Annotated in this window: 9 protein-coding genes; 5 read left to right on the top strand and 4 right to left on the bottom strand. The window is 62.8% G+C overall.

Annotated features, from left to right (window positions below):
* The first annotated feature begins 183 nt into the window (after positions 1-183).
* Positions 184-1,038: an alpha/beta hydrolase gene (locus P3C29_RS31125; protein ID WP_275966300.1), complete on the top strand. Its 855-nt coding sequence runs from the start codon at positions 184-186 to the stop codon at positions 1,036-1,038.
* Here P3C29_RS31125 and P3C29_RS31130 read toward each other — a convergent pair.
* The 3 genes from P3C29_RS31130 to P3C29_RS31140 all read right to left on the bottom strand — a co-directional run bounded on the left by P3C29_RS31130 (position 1,019) and on the right by P3C29_RS31140 (position 5,283).
* Positions 1,019-2,536, bottom strand: a complete 1,518-nt coding sequence (locus P3C29_RS31130; protein ID WP_275966301.1) for a glycosyltransferase family 39 protein — start codon at positions 2,534-2,536, stop codon at positions 1,019-1,021. The genes P3C29_RS31125 and P3C29_RS31130 overlap by 20 nt on opposite strands.
* A 59-nt stretch (positions 2,537-2,595) precedes the next feature.
* A complete protein-coding gene (arnT, locus tag P3C29_RS31135; RefSeq protein ID WP_275966302.1) occupies positions 2,596-4,251 on the bottom strand; it encodes a lipid IV(A) 4-amino-4-deoxy-L-arabinosyltransferase in 1,656 nt (551 codons plus the stop codon).
* Positions 4,252-4,599: 348 nt separating this feature from the next.
* Positions 4,600-5,283, bottom strand: coding sequence for a histidine phosphatase family protein (locus tag P3C29_RS31140; RefSeq protein WP_010175200.1), 684 nt, complete (start codon positions 5,281-5,283; stop codon positions 4,600-4,602).
* 347 nt (positions 5,284-5,630) lie between these two features.
* On the opposite strand from P3C29_RS31140, the gene P3C29_RS31145 reads away from it, so the two are divergent.
* The 4 genes from P3C29_RS31145 to P3C29_RS31160 all read left to right on the top strand — a co-directional run bounded on the left by P3C29_RS31145 (position 5,631) and on the right by P3C29_RS31160 (position 11,420).
* The gene (locus P3C29_RS31145) at positions 5,631-6,299 is read left to right on the top strand and encodes an ABC transporter ATP-binding protein (RefSeq protein ID WP_201123030.1); all 669 of its coding nucleotides are present in this window, start codon (positions 5,631-5,633) and stop codon (positions 6,297-6,299) included.
* 1 nt (position 6,300) lies between these two features.
* On the top strand, positions 6,301-8,775 hold the full coding sequence (locus P3C29_RS31150; RefSeq protein ID WP_275966303.1) for an FtsX-like permease family protein: 2,475 nt from the start codon (positions 6,301-6,303) through the stop codon (positions 8,773-8,775).
* Positions 8,765-9,829 (top strand): lipocalin-like domain-containing protein, encoded by a 1,065-nt coding sequence (locus P3C29_RS31155; protein ID WP_275966304.1) that lies wholly within the window; start codon positions 8,765-8,767, stop codon positions 9,827-9,829. The genes P3C29_RS31150 and P3C29_RS31155 overlap by 11 nt, the downstream gene beginning before the upstream one ends.
* 121 nt (positions 9,830-9,950) lie before the next feature.
* Positions 9,951-11,420: a PPC domain-containing protein gene (locus P3C29_RS31160; RefSeq protein ID WP_275966305.1), complete on the top strand. Its 1,470-nt coding sequence runs from the start codon at positions 9,951-9,953 to the stop codon at positions 11,418-11,420.
* Positions 11,421-11,474: 54 nt separating this feature from the next.
* Here the strand turns inward: P3C29_RS31160 and P3C29_RS31165 are convergent, their stop codons facing one another.
* Positions 11,475-12,152: a sterol desaturase family protein gene (locus tag P3C29_RS31165; RefSeq protein WP_275966306.1), complete on the bottom strand. Its 678-nt coding sequence runs from the start codon at positions 12,150-12,152 to the stop codon at positions 11,475-11,477.
* Between the last annotated feature and the right edge of the window lie 419 nt (positions 12,153-12,571).

Consider the following 12,571-nt stretch of genomic DNA (forward strand, 5'->3'; position numbering starts at 1 on the left):
GCTTCGTGCTGCCGGAGTGAGGGCACACCGAGCCTAGGCGAGGTGCCGAGTGGTGGGGCAAGAGCGTTTTGCTTACTTTTGCGCTGTTCAAAAGTGAGCCGCTGTAAGAGCGGAACCCATAGCGGCCATAACCGAAGAAACGGATATGCCCCCAATCCAAGCCACCGAGGAATCATAAACCCCATGACCACCACGTTCGATGACCTGCCACTGATCCGTGGCCAACAACTGGAAATCCGCCCCAACCGCCACCTGAGTCTCACCCATCACGTAGGCACCACCCAACCCGACACGGTGGTGTTCTTCTGCCACGGCGCCGGCGGCAACAAGGACCAATGGCGCCATCAATGGCAAGCCCTGAAAACAGAGGGCTACAGCCTGGTCGCCTGGGACCTGCTAGGCCACGGCACCAGCGCAAAACCCCGCAACCCCGAGGCCTACGCCTGGCCCGAGCTGGTCGCCGACTACCTGGAAATCCTCAAACGCTACGCCGGCTCCCGCAACCTGATCATCGCCCATTCCTTCGGCACCGGCCTGACCCTCAGCACCTTGCTGGCGAAACCCGCGATCCCCATCGAATCCGCATTATTGCTGGGCACCCAACTGAACCGCCCCGGCAGAAGCGGCGGCCTGATGCGCCTGCCCGCCTGGATCCTGGAATGGCTGCGCCCACTGCTGGCCAAAGGTTTCCGCCAGGCCGCATGGAACGCCACCGCCGACCCCGCCCTGGTCGCCTACGAAGAAAAGCTCACCCAGCGCAACCCGCTCTACATGTTCAAGGCCCTGATGAAAAACGCCCAATGGCCAGACGCCAACGCACTGCTTACCCTGACTTTGCCGGTGAGCGTACAGGCCGGTGACAGTGACGGCCTGACCCCGGCCAGCGGCGGTGAAGCATTGGCCCGGCATCTACCCCATGCCACGTTCCATTTGCTGCCCGACTGCGGCCACCAACTCATGCTGGAAAAACCCGACGACGTATTGGCCGCGTTTCACCGATTAAACGCCAAACCCCCGATCACGGCGCTGTCGGAATAAACGCCACGCTGCCACCGTCGCGCTTATGAAACAACCGCTCGCCATTGTCCGGCTGGGTACTGATCACCTGATGATCGCTGCCCAGGTAGGCCAGCGGCGCCGGCGCGTCCTTGGTGTACTGCGCGACAATAATCGTGCGCTGCGGGTCGAAGTGCCGGCCGCTGGTTTTGTCCAGCCACGCCATGAACGCTGCACTGTCACCCTCGCGCGGGAAGTCCTGGGTTTCAGCCACGTAGTAGAACGGCGCACCGTGGTTTTGCAGGTACATCGGCACCTTGTTGTCGACTTCCACCATCACCATCTGCCACTCATTCCACGGCGCGCTTTTCACCGCCTCGGCCTGCACGTCGTCGGCAAAACGGGTCACGCCGCCGTTGCCATTGGTCCACGGATACACCAACCCGAGCACCATCAGCATCACCCCGGCGGCAATGCCGAACCCACGGTACCAGCCGCGCCCGACCGTGCCTTTGCGGGCGATACGCTCACTGACCCACCAGGCCGCCAGTAATTGCGCGAACGGTACCAGCGGCAGCACGTAGTAACTGCGCCGGCTGCCACTGGCGGTGAAGAACACAAACAGCAGGCCCAGGCCCCACACCAGCCAGCGCGTATGGGGCGGGGTGTCGCGCCAGTGCCGTACGGCGAGCCACAGGCCGAGGATCCAGCACGGGGCCCAGGGCAGGGTGTAGGCCGGCAGGTAGATCAGGTAGGTGTAGATCGGCCCCATGTGGTCGAACGGGTCGAAGAAGCGCACCACGTTTTCCCGGAATACCAGTTCCAGGCCGCTTTCACCGTAGGTGGGCGCGCCGTAGAGATGGGACAGCACAAACGGGATCGCGTAGAACGCCCCGGCGATGATCACCGCCAGCACCAGGCGCAGGTTGAGGTGGCGCTTGTAGCGCTGTTCGCTGAGCAGGTGCGGCAGCAGTACCAGGCCCGGCAGCACGAAGCCGATCAAGCCCTTGAACAGCGACGTCACCGCCAGCAACAGGAAGAACACCGTGTAGCGCCCCAGCCGCGTGTCGTCCGGGCCGCGCCAGTACCACCAGACGGCCGCCAGCACGCCGCACACGGTCAGCACGTCTGCCGTGGCCACCCGGGCCCAGAAGATGAAGTAGAAGGTGGTCGCGAGCATCCAGCCGGCAATCAGGCCGGTGCCCTTGCGGAACAGGCGCTCGCCGATCAGGTAGACCAGCCAGATGCTCAGCCACGCGGCGATCACCGATGACAGGCGCAGCGACCACGGCCCCAGGCCGCCCATCAGGTTGGCCAGGCCGGTGATCAGCCAGTACGACGGCAGGGGTTTGTCGTAATACGGCGTGCCCTTGAGGTACGGGTCGAAGTAGTCGCCGCTTTGCAGCATTTGCAGGGTGATATTTGCCCAGCGGGTTTCCGGGCCCCACAGGTCGCGGGCGCCCAGGCCCAGCAGCAGAATCACGGCGGACACGCCCAGGAGCAGCAGCAGGGCGCCGCGTTCGGTTTTCCAGAAGTTCATGCAGCGGTTCCGATGTGGGATGAGTGTTGAATGGGTCACCCCACATTAGTGCGGCTGTGTTACGGCAATTGGGGGTAGATGATGATCTCCAGGTCACCCTTGTAATAACGCTTGCCCCCCAGCGGCAATTGCCCGGCTTCGCGCATTTCGCTGGTGCTCCTGACCCGCATCAGCACGCCCACCGAACCTTGCTGGCGCGCCTGTTTGAGCCAGGCCTGAACGCTGTCCAGGCCGACCTTGCGGTGCATCGAGTCGGCGTATTGCAGGCCGTAGCGCAACTCGCCTTCGGTGTCGTAGAACGCGACCTCGGGCCGGCGCAGGCGCCATGACAAGGCAGACGCAGAGCCCAGTTCATTGCTCAGCAGTGCGTGGGTCTGTTGCAGTTCGTCCAGGTGCTGGAGCACAAACTGGTCGGGCATCTCGTTGTCTTCGATCAGCGCCGGCATGCCGGCCGGCAACAGCGCCACCAGCAAGCCGATACCCAGCGCCGGCATGGCCCACAGCGTCAGCGGGCGAAACGCTTGCAGCAGGTTGGCGAGCATCCAGCCCATCAGCACGATGAACGTCAGGGACAGGTTGAACATCTCACTGTGGCTGTTGCCGTACAGCGGCCTGGCGATTTGCAGGTAGATCAGCGTGATCATCGCCGCCAGGCCGATGCCCAGGTTGAGCAGGCCATTGAAGCGCAGCGTACGGGTGCGGGCATTTGCCAGCAGGTCGATCAACGCATGGCCCATCAGCAACGCCAGCGGCAGCAGGCACGGCATGATGTAGGTCGGCAACTTGCCGTTGCTCAGGCTGAAAAAGCCCAGGGGCAACAGCATCCACAGCGCGAGGAAGACGATGGCGGGTTGGCGCTTTTCCTTCCAGGTCTTACACAGCGTCGCCGGCAGCAGTGCCGCCCACGGCAGGCAGGACACCACCATCAGCGGCAGGTAAAACCACCAGGGCCGCGCATGCTGGGCGTTGTCGGAGGCAAATCGGCGGATGTGCTCGTGCCAGAAAAAGAACCGCCAGTAGTCCGGCTCCTGCAGGTGGATCGTCAGGGCCCAGGGCAGGCACACCACGGCCGCCACCAGAATCGCCAGCGGGCCATAGCGCAGCAGCTCCCCGAGGCGCCGCTGCCAGAGCATGTAAGGCAACGCGATCAGCACCGGCAGCAACCACGCCAGGAAGCCCTTGGTCATGAAGCCCATGCCACAGGCCACGCCCAATAATGCCCAGCTGGCGAGTCGGGCGCGGGAAGTGGAACTGTCGAGGGCAAACCACAGCGCCGCCAGGCTCAGGTTGACCCAAAAGGTAAATTGCGGGTCCAGGTTGGAGTAACCGGCTTGCCCGGCCACCAGGCCGAAACTCATATAGAGCAGGGCGCAGGCAAAACTCTTGCGCGGGTCGTTCCACAACCGGCGGGCGATCAGGTAGGCGAGCATGACGCTCAGGCCGGTGGTCAGGGCAGAGGCGATGCGCACGCCGAACAGGTTTTCACCAAAGATCGCCTGGCCCAGCGCGATCAGCCAATAACCGGCGGCGGGCTTTTCGAAATAGCGCACGCCCATGAAATGTGGCGCCACCCAGTTGCCGCTCATGATCATTTCCTGGCTGATCTGGGCGTAGCGGGATTCGTCGGGAATCCACAGGCCGTGCAGGCCCAACGGCAACAAATAGAACATCACGAATGCCAGTAGCAATACGGGCAAAGGTTTAAGGCGGGTCATGGCTATTGCACTCTCAGGCGGTATTGACGGTGGATCAGCGCGAGCGCTGGATCAGCCATGCGCGAGGGGTGGAGGGTGGTCAGGGTCGGGTAAAAATGCGGCACAGAACGTTATTCCTTAAACAGTCTGTTAGTGGGCGCGGAATTGAATATCCATGCGCCCTAGTCAAGCTCGTTAAACGGGCGGCGTCCAATGAGTCATCGAAAGTCATCATCATGTTGTTAACTTGTGAAAAGTTAGCGAGCTAAGAATTTCTTGAATAAAAGCCCAGTTAAAACCGTAAAAGATGCCATGGTTCGGCTGTCTTTTTGCTGAACGAACTTGAATGATTAAATGTAAAGAAGTGTTCTAAAGTTGTTTGAGTGCGGCGGCCCAGTCCTTGCTGTTCATAATGCCCAGTGCCTTGAACTTGCCGTTGGGCAGAAGCTTTACAAACAACGCACTGCCGTATTCAGCGTGCGCAGCGTGTTCGAAGCCCAGCGCCTCCTCAAAGTCGCTGATGCAGGCGCTGTGGGTGACCAGCAGCAAGTTGCGATCAGGCAGCTTGTGGGGGCGCAGTTCCTCACCGATGGCAGGGCCGCAGATGGCCAGCGGGCCGGGTGACAACTCAGCCTTGCCGAACATGAACAGCGAGGTTTGGGCGGTGCGGGTGGTGGGGCTGCTCAGGACGTCGGTGTTTTCCATGCCCAGGGTCTGAAAGGCCTTGCCCACGGCCGTGGCAGACAACGAGCCGAGCGTGGTCAGGCCGTCTGCCGGGCCCAGGCAGGGGTTGGTGGAGCGGTCGCAACGTTCTTCATGGCGCACCAGCACCACCAGGTCGCCGTTGCGCCAGGCTTCCAGGGCGCCGGAAGTGAGCAGGCGATGGCCCACGCCCAGGTCCAGGGGCGAGCGTGGCCACCAGATAAACGCAGTCACCGCCAGGCTGACCATCACGATAGCCGCCACGCCAAGCCAGAGCTTGTTCAGCTGTTTTATAAATGCCCAGCGCGAGCGAGACTTGCTCAGAGTCAGGTCAACCACACTATTCACCATAGGTAACTTCCAGGCGTAATCCGGTAACTGGCGGCAGCAAGTTAGGCAGGGCGCCAAGTGAAGAGCGCTTATGCAGGAATGTGCAAAAGCGTGTCACAGGGGCGCTGTCTTTTTGCTGAACATACCGATATAAAAAATTATTCATGTGCACTAACGGGTGTTTGAAAATAACCAACCTGTTATCTGCTCATGGGCGGCAATTTAGAGTGCGGCGGGTGGCCGCCGAGTGAAATCAATGTGAAAAATTTGCAGCGGGTCATAGGGCGCTCCTTTTGCCCATGGTTGTGACATAAAAATGTGACAACCGTTATTCTCGGCCTCAATCCAGGAACCGGTGGGGAAGGGTGATGCTGCAGGTACAAGGGGTATACAAGAGCTACGGCACGCCGCAGGGGCCGTTGGCCGTGCTGGCGGGTGTCGACCTTTACCTGGGAGCGCGCAGCAGCCTGGCGTTGATGGGCGAGTCCGGCAGTGGCAAAAGCACGCTGCTGCACCTGGTGGCCGGGCTCGACCGGGCAGACCGTGGCAGTCTCCAGGTGGGCGATCAGCGCCTGGACCAGATGAACGAAGCGCAACTGGCCCACTGGCGCCGCACCGAGATCGGCCTGGTGTTCCAGCAGTTCAACCTGATCGGCAGCCTGCGGGTCGAAGACAACCTGGCGTTCCAGGCGCGCCTGGCCGGGCGCTTCGATCCGGCGTGGCAAGCGCAATTGGTGGAGCGCCTGGGCCTGGGGGACTTGCTCAAGCGTTATCCCGAACAACTGTCCGGCGGCCAGCAGCAGCGGGTGGCCGTGGGGCGGGCCCTGGCATCGCGGCCCGGCTTGCTGCTGGCGGACGAACCCACCGGCAACCTCGACGAAGCCACCAGCGACGAAGTGCTGCAACTGCTGCTGGACCTGCTGCGGGACAGTCCAACCAGTCTGTTGATGGTCACCCACAGCCCGCGAATCGCTGCGCGCCTGGACCAGCAAGTGGTGCTGCAGCGTGGCCGGGTACTTGCAGCGGACGCCCGCTGAGGTGCGTGTCTTCTACTGGACACTGCGCGCGCTGCTCAGCCATTGGCGCCGCCACCCCGTGCAGTTCTTCAGCGTGCTCACCGGCCTGTGGCTGGCCACCGCGCTGTTGACCGGCGTGCAAGCCCTCAACAGCCAGGCGCGGGACAGCTACGCCCGGGCCAGCCAACTGATCGGCGGTGAACCCCAGGCCAGCCTCAGCGCGCCGGACGGTGCCAGCTTCCCCCAGGCGCTGTTTGCCGAACTGCGCCGCGCCGGGTGGCCGGTGTCGCCGGTGGTGCAGGGCCGCGTGCTGCTCAAGGGGCATGAAGACCAGCGCCTGCAAGTGATGGGCATCGACCCGGTGTCGTTGCCCGGCGGCGGTGCGGTGGCCGGGCAGAGCCTGGACCGGGCGCAGATGGTCGCGTTCTTCAACCCGCCAGGACGCACCTGGATCGCGCCGCAGACCTTGCAGGCGCTGGGCCTGAAAGAGGGCGACCAGCCGCAGACGTCCGCCGGGCTGGCGCTGCCGCCACTGCACGTTCAACCGGACATGGCGCCCGGACTGCTACTGACCGACATCGGCTTCGCCCAACCGCTGCTCGACATGCCCCAGCGCCTGTCTCGATTGCTGCTGGACAAGGCCTTTGCCGCCGCTCATCCCGCCTTGCCGGCTGAATTGAATGGGCTGCTCCAGCTCAAACAGGCCGAGGAAAACAACCTCGCGCGCCTCACCGAAAGCTTCCACCTGAACCTCGACGCGCTGGGTTTTTTGTCCTTTGTGGTGGGGCTGTTTATCGTGCACGCCGCCATCGGCCTGGCGCTGGAGCAGCGGCGCGGCCTGCTGCGAACCTTGCGTGCGTGCGGGGTGAGTGCGCGGATGTTGATTCTCAGCCTGGCGGTCGAACTCGGTGGCATGGCCGTGCTCGGCGGCCTGATGGGCGTTGCCAGTGGGTACGTGCTGGCCAGCCTGTTGCTGCCCGACGTCGCCGCCAGCTTGCGCGGCCTGTATGGCGCCGAGGTGCCCGGCCAATTAAGCCTCAGCCCACTGTGGTGGCTCAGTGGCCTGGGCCTGGGCTTGCTCGGCGCGTTGCTCGCCGGGGCCAGCAGCCTGTGGCGGGCGGCGCGCTTGCCGTTATTGGCGCTGGCCAATGCCCAAGCCTGGCACCACGCCCATGGGCGCTGGCTGCGGCGCCAGGGCTGGGTGGCGGGCGCTGCCTTATTGATCGCGCTGCTGGCGCTGGTGTTCGGCGATAGCCTGGCCAGCGGTTTTGTATTGATGGCTGCGTTGTTGCTGGGCGCTGCGCTGGGTTTGCCGGTGGTGCTCAATGGGGGGCTCAAGGCCGTATTGGGGCGCAGCCGCTCGGTACTGGGCCAATGGTTTCTCGCCGATTGCCGCCAGCAGTTGCCGGCCCTGAGCCTGGCGCTGATGGCCTTGCTGCTGGCGTTGGCCGCCAATATCGGCGCGGGCTCGATGACCTCGGGCTTTCGCCAGACCTTCAACAACTGGCTGGAGCAACGCCTGACCGCCGAGCTGTACCTCAACCCGCAAAACCCGGCGCAGGCCGAGCAGTTGCACACCTGGCTGGTACAACAGCCTCTGGTACAGACCGTTCTGCCCACCTGGCAGGTCGCGGTGCAGTTGCAAGGTTGGCCGGCGGACCTGTTCGGCGTGGTCGACGACTCAACCTATCGCCAGCATTGGCCGTTGCTCGAAGCAGCGGCGGATCCCTGGGGACAGTTGCTGCAAGACGACACCCTGATGCTCAGCGAGCAGATGGCGCGCCGGCTCAAGGTGCGGCTGGGCGATGTGATCCACATCCCTGCGCCCCAGGGTCAATGGTCGCCGAAGGTGGTGGGGATTTACGCCGACTATGGCAACCCCAAGGGCCACTTGCTGGTGAACTCGCGGCACCTGTTGCAGCACTGGCCGGGATTGTCGCCGGCGCGTTTCAACCTGCGGGTATTGCCGGGCAACGTGCCCACCCTGGTGCGTGAAGTGCAGGACCGGTTCGCCCTGGAAGACAGCCGCATCGTCGATCAGCAGCAACTCAAGGGCTGGTCGAGCCAGGTCTTCGAACGCACCTTCGCCGCCACCGCCGCCCTCAACAGCCTGACTCTGGGCGTGGCCGGCGTGGCGCTGTTCATCAGCCTGCTGACCCAGAGTCAGAGCCGGCTTGGCCAGTTGGCGCCGTTGTGGGCGCTGGGCGTGACACGACGGCAATTGATGCTGCTCAACCTCGGCCAGACCTGGCTGCTGGCGGTGCTGACCCTGGTGCTGGCGCTACCCTTGGGCTTGCTGCTGGCCTGGTGCCTGGACGTGGTGATCAATGTCCAGGCCTTTGGCTGGCGCCTGCCGTTGCAGATTTTTCCGTGGCAACTGGCGCAACTGCTGGGGCTGGCGATGTTGGCCACCTTGCTGGCGTCGGCCTGGCCGTTGTGGCAGCTGTACCGCAGTCGCCCGGCGGATTTGCTGAGGACCTTTGCCAATGAAGATTAAGTATCTGCTGTGGGCGACGTTCCTGCTGCTGGGCGCCTGCGATAAACCGCCGGCACCTGAAGAAAGCTTCGCCGGGCTGGGCAGCCAGGCTGCGGACTTCGCCCAAGTGGAGCCCGGCAAAGTCTTCAGCTTCCCCGAGGACCACGGCCCCCATGACGGCTATCGCATCGAATGGTGGTACCTCACCGCCAACCTCAAGGACGCCGAGGGCAATGCCTATGGCGTGCAATGGACGCTGTTTCGCAACGCGCTCAAGGCCGGGCCGACGCAACCGGGCTGGCACGACTCGACCCTCTGGCTGGGCCACGCCGCCGTCACCTCGGCCACCCGCCATTACGCCGCCGAACGCTATGCCCGTGGCGGCGTGGGGCAGGCGGGTGCCCAGGCCGAACCGTTCAACGCCTGGATCGACGACTGGAATTTCGCCACCCGCCCCGGTGCCGCCAGCTCCCTGGCGGACATGCAACTGGCGGCTGCCGGTGAGCATTTCAGCTACGACCTGCACCTGACCTCCAGCCGCCCGCTGGTGCTCCAGGGCGAGAACGGCTACAGCCGAAAATCCGACCAGGGCCAGGCGTCGTACTACTACAGCCAGCCGTTTTTCCAGGCCGATGGCCGTGTGACCATCGACGGCAAACCCTACCAGGTCACAGGCACCGCCTGGCTCGACCGCGAATGGAGCAGCCAGCCCCTGACCGCCAGCCAGACCGGCTGGGACTGGTTCTCCCTGCACCTGGACAGCGGCGAGCAGTTGATGTTGTTCAGGGTGCGGCAGAAAGACGGGCCGTCGTACCTGACCGGCACCTGGATCGACCAGCAGGGCCAGACACAGACGTTGCACAACCAGGACATCCAGCTGACACCACTGGCCACCACCACGATTGATGGGCGCAGCATTCCCACCCAATGGTCGCTGAAAATCCCGGGCAAGCATCTGGACATCACTGCCCAAGCGCTCAATCCCGAAGCCTGGATGAACCTGAGCATTCCTTACTGGGAAGGGCCGGTGAAATTTCAGGGCGGGGTGGGGTATCTGGAGATGACCGGGTACTGATTGTAAGAATCGGCTTACAAAATACTGGACATATATACAGTTATTAATTAGATTCCATCCCAGGTGACCGGATGTCACCGGTTACCAGAGCTTCAATTTTTTAACTATGGATGGATAAAAAATGAAATCTAAAAAAGCCTTTGTACTGGGCGCGGCCATGATGGCTGCCAGCTTCGTTTCGGCCTTTGCCCTCGCCGAGCAATACCCTTCGCAGAGCAGCGTGCACCTGAGCGAAAAGAGCTTGAGTGCAGCGGTCAAGAGTGCACTGAAATCCGGGGGCAAGGTGCAAGCCACGGGCTCTTCGGCGCAGGTAGTGGATAAGCTCAAGGCCGCGCAGAAAGCCAAGCCCCTCGGTGTGTCCAGAAAGGTTGCCAGCGCGGTGAAGCCTGCTGAAAGTGTGCAGGTTTCACCGGTGGCCCGGTTGGTAAAACCGGCGAAGGCGCCTGCTGCCCAGGCTGCGTTTGTGCCGCTGTGTGACAGCCTCGATATCAATGTCGGTTACAGCTACGACGGCTTGCTGAGCGGCGAGTCCAAGTGCTTCCACTTCAATGTGCCAGCCAAGGCCAAGGTGCAGATTTACCTCGCCGGTCAGCAGCCGGGTACCGAAATGGCCCTGACGCTGTTCCAGGACGACGGGCAGAACAACCTGACGGCACTGATCACCTCTGATAACCCGGGCAACAGTGACGAAATCATCAGCGGCATCCTGGACGCCGGAGATTACTACTGGTTCCTGGATGCCAAGGTGGCTGACGGCTCGGCCTTCGACTTCGGCGCGATCGTCAACACCGCGATCGACTCCTACGAGCCCAACGACACCCCGGAAACAGCCTTCGCCTTGCCAGACGGTTTGAATTACCTGACGGGCAACCTCGACAGCCCGGACGACCTTGACTATTTCGACTTTACCGCCGCACGTGGGCAGGGTGTCAGCCTGTTCCTCGGCGATGACGACAAGGGCGTGCGCAACCAGTGGATTTTCGAGTACTTCAATGGCAGCACCTGGGTCAACATTCCGGGTGGTTCGACGGCGACCTTCCCCAGCCGGGCGCCGGGCTTTGTCTACAAGGCGCGTGTGCGGGCCAACCCGGCCGAGGCGTGGGACGCCAAGTCCGAGTACAAGCTGACGTTCGGTTCAAGCCCGCACCTGGCCGCCTTCAATGTGAAGGGCGGCACGGTGACCCGAATCCCGGTGGGCATCGAGCCTCTGGCGACCCAGGCCGGACGTAACATGAGCTGGTCTACCGAATGGAAAGACAGCACTGGCGTACCGTTGGTGGGGGTCACTTCACTGCTCAAGGTGGACAAGCGCTTTGTTCCGGGTCCGGACTTCCACTGGACCGTATTCCCGGCCATCACCGACAGTGCGGGCAGCACCTCGGGGAATGCAGAGTTGGGCGGTTGCGTCGGTGACTACCGTGCCCAGTACTACGACAGCAGCACCGGTGTGAAATACCTCTGGGACACCTGGTACAACGTCGGCGGCTGGCGCATCGACCTCAAGGAACTGCCGAATGTCGGCGTCGGTGGCGATAACGTTCCCTACGTGAGCCTAGGGCATATCTGCAGCCAGGACATCATTGGCCGCTAAGGGCGCATAAACCCTTTTTGACCTGGAGACGCCCCACTTAGGTGGGGCGTTTTTTTATGGGTTTTTTTTTGATTCGCGGGCTTGTGGCTCCCAATGCAGGGTGCCGAACAGGTAGTCCATCAGCGGCAGGACGATATTGAAATTGCGCCCCTGCATCAATTCGCGGCGGTGATGCAGGGCGTGCAGGTGGTGCATCTGGCGGATCCACGGCAAGCGGGCTACGGGGTGGTCGGGGTGCAGGTGTTCGCAGGCGTGGAAGCACTCATAGAGCAGGTAGCCGAGGATCATGCAGGCGGCGAACAGGCCGGCGACGTTGGGGTTGAGGTGTTTGAGCAGCCACCAGGCGGGTAGGGTGATGGCCAGGCTGTGGATCAGGATGAGCCAGGCGGGGAACAGGATGACGCGCCAGTCTCGCGGGCTGTCGTAGGTCATGTGGCCGGGGGTGAAGAAGCTGTGGTGGTCGCCGGTGTGGCGGGCGTAGAACAGCCGGGCGGCTGTGTGTTTGTGATGGCCCAGGTGGCGGTGGACGAGGTAGATGCACAGGTTGAAGAAGATCAGGGTGAGGGGGATGGTCAGCCATTCCAGGGGTTGGATGTGCTGGGTGGTGGACCAGAACAAGGTGATGCAGAGCAGGCCGTAGCCGAGGACGAAACCTGCGTGGAGCCACGGGTTGTAGTGGGGGCTGATGTTGGCGCGGTAGGTGGCGCGGAAGGCCTCGGTGGGGTGGGTCATTGGGGGCGCTCGGTGTTGTTTTTGTTGGGGGGTGAGCTTAGTTGGGATTGGGGGTTTTGCCTGGTTTCGCGTGGGGGCGGTGGGGCGTATTTATGTGTACATATCCGTTATTTTTGTTATGGCCACTTAGGGTTTCGCTCTTACAGCGACTCACTTTGGAAAAGCCGGAATGCCGGCCCAGCCCAAAGTAAGCAAAGGGCTCTGCCCCGCCTGTCGGCACCTCGCTAAGGCTCGGTGTTCCCTCACTCCGGCGCTGCTCCGCGGGCCGCCGCGATGGGCCATCCTTGGCCCAGCGCGGCTAAACCGGCGTCCTGCCGGTTTACCCGCTCCGCACCACCTGCGTTCGGCCTCGGGCTTATTGGGGCAGTCAGATCAAAATCAAAAGCAAGAGCACAGCGGCCTACAGGCCGGCTTGAGTG

Origin of the sequence: Pseudomonas sp. 1912-s (assembly GCF_029269205.1) — a bacterium.
GTDB lineage: Bacteria > Pseudomonadota > Gammaproteobacteria > Pseudomonadales > Pseudomonadaceae > Aquipseudomonas.